The organism is Streptomyces flavochromogenes (assembly GCF_000717595.1).
GTDB classification, from domain to species: Bacteria; Actinomycetota; Actinomycetes; order Streptomycetales; family Streptomycetaceae; genus Streptomyces; species Streptomyces flavochromogenes.
Genome location: NZ_JNZO01000045.1, coordinates 79239 through 93952, shown reverse-complemented (window position 1 = coordinate 93952; position 14714 = coordinate 79239). Strand labels below are relative to the sequence as shown.

18 protein-coding genes and 3 pseudogenes are annotated in these 14714 nt (G+C 68.8%); 12 read left to right on the top strand and 9 right to left on the bottom strand.

Annotated features, from left to right (window positions below; genetic code table 11):
* Positions 1 to 213 precede the first annotated feature (213 nt).
* Together nhaA and IF00_RS0137670 are read left to right on the top strand one after the other, a co-directional pair.
* Positions 214 to 1515 (top strand): Na+/H+ antiporter NhaA, encoded by a 1302-nt coding sequence (gene nhaA / locus IF00_RS0137675; RefSeq protein WP_030326150.1) that lies wholly within the window; start codon positions 214 to 216, stop codon positions 1513 to 1515.
* Entirely contained in the window at positions 1512 to 1769 is a 258-nt protein-coding gene (locus IF00_RS0137670) for a hypothetical protein (RefSeq protein WP_158710570.1), read from the top strand. Before nhaA ends, IF00_RS0137670 begins: the two co-directional genes overlap by 4 nt.
* Positions 1770 to 1958: 189 nt before the next feature.
* Here IF00_RS0137670 and IF00_RS0137665 read toward each other — a convergent pair whose 3' ends face one another.
* Positions 1959 to 2684 carry a leucine-rich repeat domain-containing protein gene (locus tag IF00_RS0137665; protein ID WP_030326146.1) on the bottom strand — a complete coding sequence of 242 codons (726 nt, stop codon included), beginning with the start codon at positions 2682 to 2684 and terminating at the stop codon, positions 1959 to 1961.
* 418 nt (positions 2685 to 3102) lie between these two features.
* On the opposite strand from IF00_RS0137665, the gene IF00_RS45895 reads away from it, so the two are divergent.
* The 5 genes from IF00_RS45895 to IF00_RS45890 all read left to right on the top strand — a co-directional run bounded on the left by IF00_RS45895 (position 3103) and on the right by IF00_RS45890 (position 6392).
* Positions 3103 to 3438 carry a hypothetical protein gene (locus tag IF00_RS45895; RefSeq protein ID WP_158710569.1) on the top strand — a complete coding sequence of 112 codons (336 nt, stop codon included), beginning with the start codon at positions 3103 to 3105 and terminating at the stop codon, positions 3436 to 3438.
* Positions 3439 to 4877: 1439 nt separating this feature from the next.
* On the top strand, positions 4878 to 5231 hold the full coding sequence (locus IF00_RS0137655) for an ArsR/SmtB family transcription factor (RefSeq protein ID WP_030326144.1): 354 nt from the start codon (positions 4878 to 4880) through the stop codon (positions 5229 to 5231).
* Between the two features lie 5 nt (positions 5232 to 5236).
* Positions 5237 to 5698, top strand: coding sequence for an ATP-binding protein (locus IF00_RS0137650; RefSeq protein WP_106975939.1), 462 nt, complete (start codon positions 5237 to 5239; stop codon positions 5696 to 5698).
* Between the two features lie 32 nt (positions 5699 to 5730).
* Complete coding sequence (locus IF00_RS46310; protein WP_167346905.1) at positions 5731 to 5883, top strand: DUF6126 family protein; 153 nt, start codon at positions 5731 to 5733, stop codon at positions 5881 to 5883.
* A 209-nt stretch (positions 5884 to 6092) separates the two neighbouring features.
* Positions 6093 to 6392, top strand: coding sequence for a hypothetical protein (locus tag IF00_RS45890; protein ID WP_158710568.1), 300 nt, complete (start codon positions 6093 to 6095; stop codon positions 6390 to 6392).
* Between the two features lie 384 nt (positions 6393 to 6776).
* Here IF00_RS45890 and IF00_RS0137635 read toward each other — a convergent pair whose 3' ends face one another.
* From IF00_RS0137635 to IF00_RS0137615, 5 genes and pseudogenes are all read right to left on the bottom strand, one after another.
* Entirely contained in the window at positions 6777 to 7190 is a 414-nt protein-coding gene (locus IF00_RS0137635; protein WP_030326140.1) for a hypothetical protein, read from the bottom strand.
* A gap of 27 nt (positions 7191 to 7217) precedes the next feature.
* Positions 7218 to 7633, bottom strand: a pseudogene (locus IF00_RS47325) (ATP-binding protein).
* A complete protein-coding gene (locus IF00_RS0137625; RefSeq protein WP_030326138.1) occupies positions 7630 to 8043 on the bottom strand; it encodes a pyridoxamine 5'-phosphate oxidase family protein in 414 nt (137 codons plus the stop codon). Before IF00_RS0137625 ends, IF00_RS47325 begins: the two are co-directional and overlap by 4 nt.
* Positions 8040 to 9761, bottom strand: coding sequence for a SulP family inorganic anion transporter (locus IF00_RS0137620; protein WP_030326136.1), 1722 nt, complete (start codon positions 9759 to 9761; stop codon positions 8040 to 8042). Before IF00_RS0137620 ends, IF00_RS0137625 begins: the two co-directional genes overlap by 4 nt.
* Positions 9758 to 10099: an ArsR/SmtB family transcription factor gene (locus tag IF00_RS0137615; protein WP_030326135.1), complete on the bottom strand. Its 342-nt coding sequence runs from the start codon at positions 10097 to 10099 to the stop codon at positions 9758 to 9760. The genes IF00_RS0137620 and IF00_RS0137615 overlap by 4 nt, the downstream gene beginning before the upstream one ends.
* Positions 10100 to 10308: 209 nt before the next feature.
* Between IF00_RS0137615 and IF00_RS0137610 the strand changes: the two genes are divergently transcribed.
* Complete coding sequence (locus IF00_RS0137610) at positions 10309 to 10662, top strand: zinc ribbon domain-containing protein YjdM (RefSeq protein ID WP_030326133.1); 354 nt, start codon at positions 10309 to 10311, stop codon at positions 10660 to 10662.
* A gap of 212 nt (positions 10663 to 10874) precedes the next feature.
* Positions 10875 to 11204 carry an ArsR/SmtB family transcription factor gene (locus tag IF00_RS0137605; protein WP_030326131.1) on the top strand — a complete coding sequence of 110 codons (330 nt, stop codon included), beginning with the start codon at positions 10875 to 10877 and terminating at the stop codon, positions 11202 to 11204.
* 263 nt (positions 11205 to 11467) lie between these two features.
* Here IF00_RS0137605 and IF00_RS45885 read toward each other — a convergent pair whose 3' ends face one another.
* The gene (locus tag IF00_RS45885) at positions 11468 to 11623 is read right to left on the bottom strand and encodes a hypothetical protein (RefSeq protein ID WP_158710566.1); all 156 of its coding nucleotides are present in this window, start codon (positions 11621 to 11623) and stop codon (positions 11468 to 11470) included.
* Positions 11624 to 11737: 114 nt separating this feature from the next.
* Here IF00_RS45885 and IF00_RS48150 point away from each other — a divergent pair, with 114 nt between their 5' ends.
* Positions 11738 to 12139, top strand: coding sequence for a transposase family protein (locus IF00_RS48150; RefSeq protein ID WP_078945010.1), 402 nt, complete (start codon positions 11738 to 11740; stop codon positions 12137 to 12139).
* On the top strand, positions 12136 to 12396 hold the full coding sequence (locus tag IF00_RS42985; RefSeq protein ID WP_030326127.1) for a transposase: 261 nt from the start codon (positions 12136 to 12138) through the stop codon (positions 12394 to 12396). The genes IF00_RS48150 and IF00_RS42985 overlap by 4 nt, the downstream gene beginning before the upstream one ends.
* Positions 12397 to 12516: 120 nt before the next feature.
* Here IF00_RS42985 and IF00_RS44355 read toward each other — a convergent pair.
* Positions 12517 to 12696, bottom strand: a pseudogene (locus IF00_RS44355) (rhodanese-like domain-containing protein); the annotation flags it as partial.
* A 61-nt stretch (positions 12697 to 12757) separates the two neighbouring features.
* Positions 12758 to 13069, bottom strand: a pseudogene (locus IF00_RS47320) (hypothetical protein); the annotation flags it as partial.
* A gap of 213 nt (positions 13070 to 13282) precedes the next feature.
* Here IF00_RS47320 and IF00_RS0137580 point away from each other — a divergent pair.
* A complete protein-coding gene (locus IF00_RS0137580; RefSeq protein ID WP_030326124.1) occupies positions 13283 to 14650 on the top strand; it encodes an MFS transporter in 1368 nt (455 codons plus the stop codon).
* The last annotated feature ends 64 nt before the right edge of the window (positions 14651 to 14714 follow it).

Here is a 14714-nt window from a genome sequence, read left to right as displayed (position 1 = left end):
GCTCCCGAAGGGTCGTGCCCTCACCTCGCGCCTTGGTGAGAAGCAGGGCCCTTCAACCCGTCTCGGCAGCTGAGAGACGCCCTGGCGAGGTCCCCCGGCGCTCGATAGGGTGTAAGGAACGCGTCAATGCGATGCGCTGGTGTGCCGGGAAGTCTGGTCGGCGTCGAGGGGCCTCGTGCCCGCCCGTCAACCCATCCCGGAGGCCTTCCCCTCATGACGCAGTCACGCCCGCGCAAGGTGATCCTCGGCCTGCTGCCGTGGCCCGAACGCCAGGCCGTCACCGAGGCCCTGCGCACCGAGACCGTCGGAGGGCTGGTCCTGCTCGCCGCCGCAGTCGTCGCGCTCGCGTGGGCGAACAGCCCGTGGAGCGAGGCGTACGAGGAGATACGCGACTTCCACTTCGGCATCCCCACCCTCGGCCTGGACCTCTCCGTCGCCCACTGGACGGCCGACGGCCTGCTCGCGGTGTTCTTCCTGGTCGCCGGCATCGAGCTGAAACGCGAGTTCGTCGTCGGCGAGCTGCGCACCCCCGCCACCGCCGCCCTGCCCGTCGTCGCCGCCGTCTGCGGCATGGCCGTGCCCGCCGCCCTCTACGTGCTCACCGTCACCATCGGCGGCGGGAGCCTTGAGGGCTGGGCCGTACCGATGGCCACCGACATCGCCTTCGCGCTCGCGGTCCTCGCCGTCATCAGCACCCACCTGCCCTCCGCGCTGCGCGCGTTCCTGCTCACCCTGGCCGTCGTCGACGACCTCGGCGCCATTCTCATCATCGCCGTCTTCTTCACCTCCGACCTCAACTTCTGGGCGCTGGGCGCGGCCTTCGCCGGACTCGTCGTCTTCTACGTGCTCCAGCGCCTCCGGGTGCGCGGCTGGTGGTGGTACGTGCCCCTGGGCATCGCAGTCTGGGCGCTGATGTACAACTCCGGCGTCCACGCCACCGTCGCCGGTGTCGCCATGGGCCTCATCCTGCGCACCACCCGTGACAAGGGCGAGGCACGGTCCCCGGCGGCCCGTGTCTCCCACCTCGCACATCCCTTCTCCGCCGGCGTCGCGGTCCCCCTCTTCGCCCTGTTCGCGGCAGGTGTCGGCATCTCGGGCGGCGCCCTCCTCCACGTCTTCACCGACCCCGAACCCCTCGGAGTCGTCATCGGCCTCGTCGCGGGCAAGATCCTCGGCATCTTCCTAGGCACCTACCTGGCCGCACGCTTCACCCGCGCCGAGCTCAACTCCGACCTCGCCTGGGCCGACGTCCTGGGCCTGGCCGCTCTGGGCGGGATCGGCTTCACGGTCGCCCTCCTCATCGGCGAACTCGCCTTCCCGACAGGCGCCGAAGCCGAACACATCAAGGCCGCCGTCCTCGTCGGCTCCCTCACCGCCGCCGCCCTCGCAGCCATACTCCTGCGCCGCCGCAACCGCATCTACAAGCAGCTGTGGGAAGAGGAAGAGCGCGACGACGACGCCGACGGAATCCCCGACATCTACCGGTCCGGCACGCGGTCCGGCAGCACGGCGTGAACGAACAGGGCGTGGCCCCGGCGTTTCTCGGCGCGGCCGTCGTACTCGCCCTCCTGGTCATCCGCACCGCCCGGTGCGAGATGAAGGAAGCGGGCAGCGCCCGCCACGAATGGCAGTCCCTGCGGGAGCGGCGAGGGCTGGTCACCTTCCTGGGGACGGCCTCGGTGCTCTCTGCCGTGAGCTGGACGATCTCCGGCCCGGCCCACCTGCCCTGGGTGCTCCTCGTGGCCCGCTTCTCTTCCAGGGAAGGGTGAGCGGGCGACCATCAGGCGGAGCCATGCGGAAGTATCGTATCGACCGCCCGGGTAGCGACGATCTCCCCGACGCACACCTGCCCCGGCGCCTTCCTCCGTCTTGTATCGAGAGCGTGACCGTGGCATTTCCTCTTCTGCTTCGTGAGCTGTTGCCCTGCGGCACTGTGGCGCGAGGTGGTGTCGTGTCTGTCACGTCAGGACGACGCACCCCCGCCGCTCCAGCTCGCTGAGGAGCGGTAGCGAGGGATCGACCTCGTTCCACCGCAGATCCAGCTTCTCCAGCGATGGCATCAGGGCGAGCCAGTCGGGCAGCTGGCCAAGGCGGTTGCTCCGCAGGTCGATCTGACGCAGGAGCGGGAGGCCCGCCAGAGACTCCGGCAGCCCGTTCAGAGAGTTCTCGCGTAGGTCCAGGTGGCGTAGTTCACGCAGGCCGGCTGCCGAACTCGGCAAGTGCTCGATCGCGTTCCCCCTGAGCCATAGCTCACGCAGGTTGCGGAGCTGACCGAGGGCATCGGGCAAGGTGATGAGACGATTGCGCTGCGCCCTGAGCTCGATGAGTCCGCTCATCCCACCGATCATCTCCGGCAGAGTGGTGAGGGAGTTCTCACCAACATTGAGATAGCGCAACCGGGTCAGGTTTCCCAGAGAGTCCGGAAGCCGTGTCAGCTGGTTGTCGTGGAGGTAGAGACAGTCGCTGAGCTCGGTCAACTTGCCGAGTTCTTCGGGCACCGATGACAGCGCGTTGTGGCCCAGGTCCAGGGTGTTCAGCTGGTGAAGCCGCCCGATGGCTGGCGGGATGGCCGTAAGTCCGTTGTCCGCGAGGATCAGTACGCGGAGCTCGGTCTGTCGCCAAACCGACTCGGGCACCTCTCCGAGCACTTGACGCCACAAGTTCAGTGTGTGCCTCACGGCCATCCCCCTTCGTCAGTGTTCCTGGGCTCCGATTCTCGTCCGGATCTCGGGACCAGCAGGCAGTGACGGCAAGATCATGAACGCTTCCGAGCGGGAGGCGCCCTGCCGGAAACGGTCGTCAACCGTCCGTGACCTGACAACCAATGACGGAAGCCCCGAACCTGCCCCGACCCCTCGGGTCAGCTGGCCGATGCGGTAACCACGGCCCAGCCGGAACCCACGCCCGACGAAGCGAAGTCAGCCGCTTCCCCGCGAGCAGAGGCATCCCGGTCCGCTGCGGCCACTGTCAGTGCTGCTCGCACAGAGGCTCAGCGCCGGGCCCTGGAACGCACCTACACGGTCGGCGACTACACCGTCAGCCTCACCCGAGTCATACCTGCCGGACCCGATCCCGAGACAGCTGGCATGGACATCACCAGAAATGACCTCGCACCCCTCCGGCACCGGCACCGCCAGACAGTTGGGGCTCATCGTGATCCTCCTGCGGTCCGACGGAACGGACAACACTCGCTGGACACTGTGCGTCCACCTGCTCGGCAGCACCTCCGATACCTACGAAGCCACCATGGTTGAGGCACATCCGATCGGACATCGATCCATGCCGAACCAGACGCCACCGCACCCTGCTGAACCGTTTTCCAGTCCCGGTGACGGCGTCCGGGGCACGTTGCCCTCGACGCCTCTGGCCTCGCCACCGACACTGGAGCCCCTGACGACAAGGACCTCCTACAGCGGCCTGAACCATCTGCTCGGTTGATGCCGCAGGCCGAGGTCGTGCTTCTCCAGGGAAACGAAGCCCAGGAGACGCCGGCCTGGAGCTCGGCCCCTTCGGCGAGCGGTTGATGTACCAGGGGTAGGCGTTCCAGGGAGTGACGTCTCGCGGCGCGATCCCCGCCCCCTCGATCTGCGCCTGAAGCTCCGCTGTCGGATCGTCGTTCTCGACGCACAGGAATCCGGAGCCGACGCCGTCCTGCGTCTTTGGGCCCGGGTCCCGCAGAATGGACAAGACACGGGCCTCCACTCCCCCGTGCCAGGGGGCGACGTGCGGCATCCAGCCGTGCCCGTCCCGGTCCCGCAAGGCGTCCATCATCTCGTTGATGGCACGCACGCGGGGTCCGTAGCGCCCCTTCTCCTGCTCTATCCGGAACGCCTCGTCACGCATTCGTCTCGCCATGGTCCTCCCTCCAACACAGGCTCACAGCATCGCGGGGACCCTACCGGGAACGTCTGACACCTCAGACCGGTTGATCGACCCTGCCCACAGATGCCGGAGGACGAGTATTGAGGGACCGCCACGGAGGCTGCGGGCAGCTCGGCTTTCGACGGGAAGTCCTGACCGTCACAGTAGCCACACGCCACCTCGCCGTAGCTGTACGGGAACGAGGCCACGTCATCAGCCTGTTCACTCGACCAGGCCAGGACCGAATCACTGAGTCGACCGTCTGATCAGTGAGATCCCAGACGGCCCACTCATGACTGAGCAACTCCACTCGGTCCCGCAGCCGGCCATCGCTGCCACTGAGAACTCATGACCGCCGTCGGCCTCCGCCGCTTCACCCATGAGGACCTGCCGACCATCCGACAGCCCCTCTTCGACGTGCACGCGGACGCCTACTGCCGACGAGATGAACGACGGATACGTCCAGCCCTTCCCCTTGCCCGTCGACTGCCGGGTCCAGCCTCGCGTTCTCCTGCGCCATCGACCACGACGGCGGCGCACCCGTCGGGTTCACCTACGACGCCCCGGCCACCCGGGGCCGGCAATGGTGACGCGAGCACCTGCCCGAGCCGCTGGCAGACGACTCCACCTTCAGCTTGGCGACCGGCATCGCAACGTGTCCCACGGCGTCGGCCGCCCCCAGGACCAGCACCCAAGCCCCAGGCGAGCTGTGTCACCACTGGACTCACCCACCCATCGGAGAGAGGAGCAGTGCGGCCCAGCCCGGAGGAGTAAACTTGAAGAATTCTTCAAGTCGCTAGTTACTGACTTGCGCAAGTGAGATTGGGACGGGGGTGGGTGTGAGCACGTTTGCCGAAGCGGTGCTGGAGCGTGTCCGTGCGGCGAGAGTCCGGCTGGAGGCCGCGCATGCGGCAGAGGACGCCTTCGAGACGGCGCTTGGCCGAGGATGAGCTGGAGGACGCGTTGCGGTTGGCTCGCAAGCACGGCATCTGTACGGAGGAGGAGGTGACGGACGGATGAAGGCTGTTCCGGTTCCGCTCTACCAGGTGAAGGCGGAGTTCTTCCGGATGCTGGGGCACCCGGTGCGGATTCGGGTCCTGGAGCTCCTGCAGGACGGGCCGATGCCGGTCCGTGATCTTCTCGCGGCGATCGAGATCGAGCCGTCGAACCTCTCGCAGCAGCTGGCCGTGCTCCGGCGGTCGGGAATCGTCACGGCGATGAGAGAAGGCTCCACGGTGGTGTACGAGCTGGCCGGTGGGGACGTGGCGGAGCTACTCGCCGCCGCGCGACGCATCCTGTCCGTTCTGCTCGCCGGGCAGCAAGAGCTGCTGGCTGAGCTGCGTGAAGCCGACGGCCAGGCGGCTCGGTAATGGGGATGGACAGGTTCCGGCCGTGGCGCAAGTACCTGCCGCCGGTGGCTGTCGAGCACGCGTTGCCCCGTGTCCAGCGGCATATCGTGTCCGTTCATGTGGGTCCGGGCGCGGTGCGGGTGGCTACCCGGACGGTGTCCGAGAGTCTGACGGAGGCGGGGATCGCGCCCACGACGGCGTTCGCCGACGCGGTGCTGCTGGTGGTCGGTGAGCTGGTCACCAATGTCGTGCGGCATGCGGCGAATACCCCGGTCGCCTATGTGGGGATCACCGTTGCCGGCGGACAGCTCGCGGTGTCCGTCGCCGATGACGACGACCGTCTTCCGTGTCTGGACGCGGCAGGAATGGGACCGGGGCTGTGGATGGTGTCAGAGCTGGCGGACGAGTACCAGGGCCAGGTGCTTGCGGAGCCCGCCGCCGATCGAGGCGGGAAGACCGTGATGGCGCGCTTCCAGATCCCTTCGTAACGGCTTTGAGAGAGATGACGATGAGTAATGACGTGACCGGCGAGAAGTCAGCGGCTGGGAACGACGAGGAGAGATGGAAGGAGCGCGGCGTGATGCTGCGCGTCTTTGTGTACATCTTCGCGACCCATGCCTTCGCCGGCTTCGTCTGGCTCTTGTTCTACGTGGGCCAACATGCGCAGAAGTAGCAGCGGGCCCGACTATCAGAGGGGATGCGCAAGGTGATCGCTGTCGTAGGCCACGGTGACCTCACCGCGCCGACATTGGCATTGCTGGAAGTTGAGCTGCGTTCCCGGCTCGCAGTGTTCACGACGACGAGCGGGGTGGGTCTCGTGCGAGCCGGTCAAGGACTGTCGGTCGCGGTCGGCCGGGCCGCACGGGCTGCGGGGTGGCACTGGTGACCGCCCTTCCGGCGATGGCCGGGCTGCCCGCATTGCTGCGTGAGTGGAACCACCGAGCAGCCGGTGAGCTGCTGATGCTCTCGCAGCGAGTGCGGCTGCTGGACTACGACCCGTCGAGCCAAAGATCGTGTGCAAGCGCGGACGAGAGCCTGATCAGGAGCTGCAGCCGAGTGCTGGCGGTCTGGGACGGCACGCCGTCCAGCGCCCGCGACGCCACGGCAGACGAACTCGACACATCGCGGGCCCTCATCGGGCCTCTGCCGCGCCGTGGCAGTCACGTTGGTGTCGACGGCTGAACAGTTACAGGGGCCGTCGACGGTTTGGGGTCGGCGCGGGCCGGTTCGGTCAGGCGGTGTTCGTGGGTGGCGAAGTCCGCGAGGGCGCCCATGGGACGACACCATGCCATCGAAAAGGCGTGGTTCCGGTATCCATCCGGCTGGCGCGAGGGCCACGCTACCGAGGGCCAGCAGAGCCACGAGCAGGATCAGGTCCCGCGTCCGGCGATCAGCTCCTTCCGCAGCAGGTTGTGGGGCCGCGCCACAGCTGAGCACGCCGGCTCCGGCCCGCCGTCCACGTGGGCGGTCAACTCATCACCCCGCAAGTGGAGTTACAGCACCTTCCCGAAGACGGCCTGGCCCTACCCCCAGGGGGTAGGGCCAGGAGTGTCCCCGCGCGGGCCGCTACGCGAGCGGGAGGCCTGCGGATCCCCGGGTGCCCGGCCAGTCGTCGCTGCACCATTCGCGCCGGCCGTCGACCTCCGCGTGATGGGCGGCGAGTGCGGTCGGCAGGTCGCAGTGGGTGAGGAGGGGCGGTTGGCTGCCGTCGGGGACGAGAGAGCCGTCGGCGGGGATCGCGGCGAGTTCGAGGCTGCGGCCCTCGGCCGCGAGTCGTCGGGCGGCGGCGGCGACGGCGAGCTGCCCGCCGACCGACCAGCCGCGCAGACTCGTGAGATCCAGGATGACCGGGCCCGTACCACGGGCGAGTGCCCAGCCAACCGCACCGGTGAAACGGTCGACGGCCTCGGCCCCCAGGAATCCGGCCAGGGACAGGACGCCAAGCTCCTTCTGGACGGTGTAACGCCACTCGATGGTCATGAACTCGCCTTCGCTCTCACAGGGGATTCACAGGGGGAGGGTGATCCACACACTCTTGCCACCTCCGTCCGCGTCCCGTCTGAGTACGCAGGTGCCGCCGTGCTGCGCCGCCACCTCGGCGACGGTGGCAAGGCCGCCCGTCTGCCCCGGGTCAGGGACGGCACCGGGATGGTGGGGATGCGGTCGTGGACCGCGAAGGCGAGGGTGTACTCGCCGGCCGCGAAGGTGACCGTCAGACTCGCGGAGGTGACGGCGGCGTGCCGGACACTGTTGACAACCAGCTCGCTGAGGATCAGAAGGGCCGGCCCCATGGTGGGATGCGTGGCGTCGATTCCCCAGGAGGCGTACGTCATCTCCGCGGTCTCACGGGCCAGCCGGACCGAGGCCGGCACCGTGGGGGCGGTCAGTACGTGGCGGTGCGGGAGCGTCTGCGCAGTGGTCATCGCTGTTCCATCGTGCCGAGGCGGTGGCCGCCGACCGTCTGGGGGGTGATGCGCAGCAGGGTGTCGTGCGGTCCGTAGGCCCAGCCGGGCAGTGTGCGGCGGTAGTGCGCGGCCTCGACGGGGTTGTCGACGAGCTCGGCCGGTCCACTGACCGTCACGCTCCAGCCGCTGCCGGCGGGCAGCCGGATCTCGTCCGCCTGATAGGTCAGCATGTCCCGGTCGCTCACGACGTCCGCCTGGACGGGAGCACGGACGATCAGCCGTCCGTACTCCAGGACGTGGAGAGCGGGACGGACGACCGGCTGCTCGCGCCGCAGGTATACGAGACGGCCTTGCGCGGCGCCTTCGAGCAGCCAGAGTGCCTCGGTTCCGGTGACGTCGGCCATGCGGCGCAGGGTGGGGGCGGTCATCTCGCGGGCTCCTGGGGGGTGGTGCGGGCGTGCTGGTCGGAGACGGCGGGAAGAAGGCCGGCGCGCTGGAGGTGGGTGCGGGCTCCGGCGATGGCCTCGGGGGTCGTGGCGTACTCCCGGCCCTCGTACCGCAGGAGGTCGAGGGCTCCGACGGAGTCGAGGACCTGCTGCTGACCGGGCCGTACCCCCGAGGCCATGACCACGATGCCGCGCCGGTTCAGCTTCTCCACCGCGTCCTTGAGGACCAGGGCACCGGTGGCGTCCATCGTCGTCACCCGCGACATCCGCAGGATGACGACCCGGACGTCGGCGACCTCGGACAGTTCCAGGAGAAATCGGTGCGCGGCGGCGAAAAAGAGCGGGCCGTCGATGCGGTACGCGACGATGTGCTCGGCCAGCAGGGCGTGCTCTTCCTCGCTGTGCCCGCCTGGCAGGTCGTGCCGGAAGTCCACCTGGTCCATGCGCACCTGCTTGGCAACGGCCCGCAGGGCCAGCGCGCCGGCGACGACAAGGCCGATGATCACCGCGTACACGAGGTCCAGGGCGAGGGTGGCAACGGCGGTCAGAACCAGCACCACGGCGTCGGATCGGGTGGCCCGGGCCATCGCGCGCAGCGATCCGACCTCGACCATCCGGACCGCGGTGGCCAGCAGCACACCGGCCAGGGCCGCGAGGGGGATCTTCGACACGAGTGGCGCCGCGGCGAAGACGATCACCGCGAGGACCACCGCATGGGTGAGGGCGGCCAGCCGGGAGGAGGCGCCGCTGCGGACGTTGACCGCGGTACGGGCGATGGCGCCGGTCGCCGGGACACCGCCGAACATTGGCGCGGCAAGGTTCGCCAGGCCCTGCCCGAACAGCTCCCGGTCCGGATCGTGCTTCTGGCCGACCGTCATACCGTCGGCGACCTGCGCCGACAGCAACGACTCCAGAGCCGCGAGCGCGGCCACCGCCGCGGCCGGGGCCATCAGTGAGCCCAGGGCGGAGAGGTCGAGGAAGGCAAGGGACGGTGCGGGCAGCCCGGACGGCAGGTCGCCGATCGGCGCGGCGGCGTCGAGCTGAAAGACCTGTGCCGCCACCGTTGCCGCGATCACCGCGACGATCGAGAACGGGACCGTGGGCCTGAGGCGAGCACCGCCCAGCATCACGGCGGCAACGGAGAGGGCCAGCCCGATGGCCGTCCAGTTCGGGGCCTGGGCGAACTCCTGCACAGCCCGCCAGGTCACCACCAGGACGCGATCACCCTCAGGCTTGGCCACGCCCAGCGCGTTCGGAATCTGCTGAAGACCGATCACCAGGGCAATGCCCAGCGTGAAGCCCTCGACCACCGAGGCCGGGATGTACGCCATGTACCGGCCGGCCCGGGCCACGGCGAGGGCCACGCAGATCAGCCCGGCGAGCAGGCCGACGGTCAGCACGCCGCTCGGACCGTACTGCGTGACGATCGGGACCAGGACGACGGTCATCGCCCCGGTCGGACCGGAGACCTGGAGGTTCGACCCGCCGAAGAGAGCGGCGAGCGCGCCCGCGACGACGGCGGTGGCGAGCCCGGCCTCGGCGCCGAGCCCCGAGGAAACCCCGAAGCCGAGTGCCAATGGCAGGGCGACGATCGCGACCGTGAGGCCGGCCAGCAGGTCCCGACGAGGCGTGCTCCCCATCACCGCGACATCGGCACGCGCGGGCAGCAACGCACGCAGCCGCATCCACAGGGTGTTCATCCGGCAACGCCCTCGTCTTCCCGCAGTTCGGCCAAAAGCTCGTTCTGCCCGGCCAGCACCTCGGTGAGGATCCGGCGCGCGGCCTGCATGAGATCAGCGACGTCCCCGCCCGCCAGGGTGTAGATCACGCTCGAGCCCTCCCGGCTGGAGGTCACGATCCCGGACCGGCGCAGGACCGCGAGCTGCTGTGACAGCGCAGGCCCCTCCACGTCGATCGCCGCCAGCAGATCACGCACCGGCATCGGCCCGCCCTGCAACAGCTCCAGAACGCGGATGCGGACCGGGTGCCCAAGCATGCGGAAGAACTCGGCCTTGGCCTGATACAGCGGAACCGGCACGGTCGCGAACGCTCCTCGCCATCGGGGTGTGCTTGGCGCTGTACCCACGGCTATCTGCAGGCACAGCCAATAGAGCATCTAACGAACTGCGAAATTATGCAATTATTGATTCCGCGATGTCGCCCCGAGTCACCGTCACCGCGCTCGGGACGCGAGTGCCGGGAAGACCCCGCAACCGACCGATTCCCCCGTACGAGATGGATGTGACCGTGTCCGAGACCCTCCCCCTGTGCCCCCAGTGCTCCAGCGCCTATACCTACGAGATGGGCGCGCTGCTGGTGTGCCCGGAATGCGGGCATGAGTGGTCCCCGGCCGCCGATGACACCGCGCCCCACTCCGGCGACAAAGTGGTCAAGGACTCGGTCGGCAACGTACTCGCCGACGGCGACACGGTGACGGTCGTCAAGACACTGAAGGTCAAGGGCAGCCCGACCGGCATCAAGGCGGGCACGAAGGTCCGCAACATCCGACTCGTGGACGGCGTCGACGGCCACGACATCGACTGCAAGGTCGACGGCTTCGGCCCCATGCAGCTCAAGTCCAGCGTGGTCAAGAAGGCGTGACCTGACAGGGCTCACTGATTGCGCTGATGCGTCGCGCCCCACCGGCCCTGCTCCATCAGAACGGTCCGCGCACGTCCGGGATCACGCGGACCTTCGCAATTGCCAATGTGCGTAATGAGGAAGGTTCGCGAATGGGCGGGGCTGAGCGAGGATGGCCCGTGTCCAAAGATCTTCACGGCCGACGGGCCGTCGATGTGGAGGGGGCCGGTTCGGTGAGCGCGCCGTTGTACCAGCTCAAAGCAGAGTTCTTCAAAACGCTGGGCCACCCGGCGCGCATCCGCGTGCTGGAGCTCCTGAGCGAGCGGGAGCATGCGGTGTCCGAGATGCTGCCCAAGGTCGGCATCGAACCGGCGCATCTGTCGCAGCAGCTCGCAGTGCTGCGCCGCGCCAACCTGGTGGTCACCCGAAGAGAGGGTGTAAACGTCCACTATTCGCTGGCCAGCCCGCGCGTGGCGGAGCTGCTCCGGGTGGCCCGCGAGATCCTGTCCGGCGTCCTGGCGGACCAGGCCAAACTCCTCGGCGACCTCCACGCGGAGCGGTAGACGCCGACCTCCGCCGTGGGTGGGCCGCCGACCGGTGGCCGTCTCCCGTCCTCCCTCGATGGACAGCACCTCTGGGGAGATGGGAGGCGGCCACCATTCCTCCTGCGCCCATAGGCGCCTCGGCAGCACGAGGCCCCTCACGAGCTCGTACACGGTAGGCGGTGTCTTCGATCTGGAGGACCGCCGGGTCCTGAACGGGATCGTGTGGAAGTTCCGGGCCCTCCGACGACAGGCGGCGGGCAGGCCAACACTCGGTTCCTGACTCACCAGGTGCAGGTGCCACCACGCTTGGGATCGACGACCAGGGCCGTCCCGGTCGCCCGGTCCCAGCCCTCCATACGCACTATGCGGCCGATCTCGGTGTCGGTGCCGTTGAAGATCGCAGTCCAGCCGGTCTGATTGAAATAGCGAAAAAACAACGCTCCATCATCTCGAACCGCGACGTTCGCGCTTCACGGGTCTCCTTGCTCTGCACGTCCATCGGCTCTGTCGCTGATCTTGTGACGTTGGAGCCGTTCGATCGTTTCGGATGAGTGTGCGGTTCAGGGGGTTTGCGGGAGGTTCTGCCGCATCTGGCGGATGTGGTGATCGAGTCGGTGCACCGGGATACGGGCGACGTTGTGCTGCGTGCACGATCCCGTACGTGCTCGGCGCGGTACCCGGGGTGCGGAAGGCTCTCGGGTCGAATACACGGCCGGTATGAACGGCGTCTCGCGGACGCGCCGTTGGGTGGGCTGCCGGTCGTGATCGTGGTGCTGATACGGCGGTTCGAGTGCCTGGCGGCCGAGTGCCCGGCAGTCACCTTCGCCGAGCGGATTCCGGGACTGACCGGCCGCACGCCCGGCATACGCCCGTCCTGCGGGACCTGCTCGGCCTGGTCGCTCAGGCGCTGGCCGGACGGCCCGGTGCCCGGCTCCCCCGAAGGCTGGGCATGACCGCGGCGAAGGACACCCTGCTGCGGCTGCTGCGGACCACCGAGCTGACCAGCACGGGACCTGTCCGGGTCCTGGGCACCGACGACTTCGCCCTGCTCAAGGGCCACACCTACGCGACGCTGCTGGTCGACCTTGAGGCCCGCCGACCGATCGACGTGCTGCCCGGCCGCGAGGCCGCACGCGTGGCCGGCTGGCTGGCCGACCACCCGTCGTGGCGAGATGATTCCGTACGCGAATACGGGGCGGGGTATATCTGAGGTCAGGGTCGGGGGCCGGTGCCCGCGCAAGGAGGGCCCGTCAGGGCGGAGGGTCACCCCGCAGGGGCGCCGACGGTTCGTCGCGGCCGGGAAGGGCCGGCATGCGGGGGCGGCAGCCGGTCACAGGGTCGCGGGGGTGTTCAGTAGCGCCCAGGCGGCGTACCCGCCGAGGATGTCGGAGACGTCGGTGAAGCCGTGGTGGCGCAGCAGGCTCGCGGCGATCGACGAGCGGTGGCCGCCCGCGCAGTGCAGGACCAGGGGCCGGTCGCGGGAGATCTCGTCCAGGCGGCGGGGCAGCTGTCGTCAGGAGGCACAGCCGAATGGCGTCGACGACGGCCGTCTTCCCGGCGTCGTTCTCGCCCAGGAGAACGGATACACCGGGCGTCAGCTCCAGTTCGAGCGCATCTCCCGTTTCCTCGGGTGATCTCCGGGCACCGAAGACACGGAAGTTCTCAGCCGTCAGTGTGGCCAGATACACGGCACCCCCGCCGAAGGGTCGGCGCCCCAGACGGGGGGCGCAGGCGCATCCCCCGCGCCACACTCCCCAGTTGTGCGCGGCTATTCGGGAAATCGTACGACTCGAACCAGCCTCCACGAACGGCCATCCGACCCACGGGGCCAGCAGGGCCACACATGGAGGATCGCAACCCACGACCGACCTTGGCGCATCCATCGGAACCGGTCTGTCGCAGATGTCGGAGTTCAACGCTGCGTAGTCAGCACCAAGTCAGCACGGGAGAGGTCGGCAGGGGTGCTGACATGGGACTTCAGTCAGCACCAAACCAGCACGGGCGTCAGCACCGCACCACCAAAACGTGCCCGATCATTGCAACCCGGACAGCCTCTCTCTCGGCCCCTCGCAGGCGCTTGCCTGGAAGTGGTGCACATGGCCGCCGCAACACCCTCCCCGACGCCACCCGGATCCCTCAAGAGAATCGTCGCCGCCAGTCTCATCGGCACCACCATCGAGTGGTACGACTTCTTCCTGTACGGGTCCGCCGCCGCGCTCGTGTTCAACAAGCTGTTCTTCCCCGAGTCCGATCCGCTCGTCGGGACCCTGCTGTCCTTCCTGACGTACGCGGTCGGGTTCGCCGCCCGGCCCCTCGGGGCGCTGGTGTTCGGGCACTACGGCGACCGGCTCGGGCGGAAGAAGCTGCTGGTGCTCAGCCTGCTGCTGATGGGTGGGGCCACCTTCGCCATCGGACTGCTGCCGACGCACGCGACCGTCGGGTCCGCCGCCCCGGTGCTGCTGACCGTGCTGCGGCTCGTGCAGGGGTTCGCGCTCGGTGGTGAGTGGGGCGGGGCCGTCCTGCTGGTGTCCGAGCACGGGGACGCCAAGCGGCGCGGGTTCTGGGCCTCGTGGCCGCAGACCGGTGCGCCGGCCGGCCAGCTGCTCGCGACGGGTGTGCTGTCCGCGCTGACCGCGCTGCTCTCCGACGCCGCCTTCGCCTCGTGGGGCTGGCGCATCCCCTTCCTGCTCTCCGGTGTGCTCGTGCTCGTCGGCCTCTGGATCCGGCTCTCCGTCGACGAGTCGCCCGTCTTCAAGGCGGCCCTCACCGCCGCCGAGGAGCGCAAGGCGGTCGCCGGTCAGGTCGAGAAGATGCCGCTGGTCGCCGTCCTGCGGCACCACTGGCGGGACGTGCTGATCGCGATGGGCGCCCGCATGGCGGAGAACATCTCCTACTACGTGATCACCGCGTTCATCCTGGTCTACGCGACCACCGAGGTCGGGCTCTCCAAGCAGACCGCGCTGAACGCCGTTCTCATCGGCTCCGCCGTCCACTTCGCCGTGATACCGCTGTGGGGCGCGCTCTCCGACCGCATCGGCCGCCGTCCCGTGTACCTGATCGGCGCGATCGGTGTCGGTGCCTGGATGTTCCCGTTCTTCACGCTCATCGACCGCGGCACCTTCGGCTCCCTGCTGCTCGCCGTGACCGTCGGCCTGGTCCTCCACGGGGCGATGTACGCGCCGCAGGCCGCCTTCTTCTCCGAGATGTTCGCGACCCGGATGCGGTACTCCGGTGCCTCCATCGGTGCCCAGTTCTCCTCCGTGGCCGCCGGCGCGCCCGCCCCGCTCATCGCGACGGCGCTCCTCGCCGACTACGGCGACTCGACTCCGATCGCCCTGTACGTGATCGCCGCCGCGCTGCTCACCGTGGTCGCCATCGCCTGCGCCAAGGAGACCCGCGACCGTGACCTCGGGGAGATCGAGGAGCGGACCGCCGCCGACACCAAGGTCGGCGCCGACGCCTGAGGCTCGGGACACCCCGTTCCAGGACACCCGTGAAAGGCCCGGTGCCCCGCTCGTGACGAGCGGG

What these genes read in the sequence shown, in the direction of transcription:
- nhaA (WP_030326150.1), top strand. Translation starts at nt 214, where the DNA reads ATGACGCAGTCACGCCCGCGCAAGGTGATCCTCGGCCTGCTGCCGTGG.
- IF00_RS0137665 (WP_030326146.1), bottom strand. Translation starts at nt 2,684, where the DNA reads ATGGCCGTGAGGCACACACTGAACTTGTGGCGTCAAGTGCTCGGAGAG.
- IF00_RS45895 (WP_158710569.1), top strand. Translation starts at nt 3,103, where the DNA reads ATGACCTCGCACCCCTCCGGCACCGGCACCGCCAGACAGTTGGGGCTC.
- IF00_RS0137655 (WP_030326144.1), top strand. Translation starts at nt 4,878, where the DNA reads ATGAAGGCTGTTCCGGTTCCGCTCTACCAGGTGAAGGCGGAGTTCTTC.
- IF00_RS0137650 (WP_106975939.1), top strand. Translation starts at nt 5,237, where the DNA reads ATGGACAGGTTCCGGCCGTGGCGCAAGTACCTGCCGCCGGTGGCTGTC.
- IF00_RS0137635 (WP_030326140.1), bottom strand. Translation starts at nt 7,190, where the DNA reads ATGACCATCGAGTGGCGTTACACCGTCCAGAAGGAGCTTGGCGTCCTG.
- IF00_RS0137625 (WP_030326138.1), bottom strand. Translation starts at nt 8,043, where the DNA reads ATGACCGCCCCCACCCTGCGCCGCATGGCCGACGTCACCGGAACCGAG.
- IF00_RS0137620 (WP_030326136.1), bottom strand. Translation starts at nt 9,761, where the DNA reads ATGAACACCCTGTGGATGCGGCTGCGTGCGTTGCTGCCCGCGCGTGCC.
- IF00_RS42985 (WP_030326127.1), top strand. Translation starts at nt 12,136, where the DNA reads ATGACCGCGGCGAAGGACACCCTGCTGCGGCTGCTGCGGACCACCGAG.
- IF00_RS0137580 (WP_030326124.1), top strand. Translation starts at nt 13,283, where the DNA reads ATGGCCGCCGCAACACCCTCCCCGACGCCACCCGGATCCCTCAAGAGA.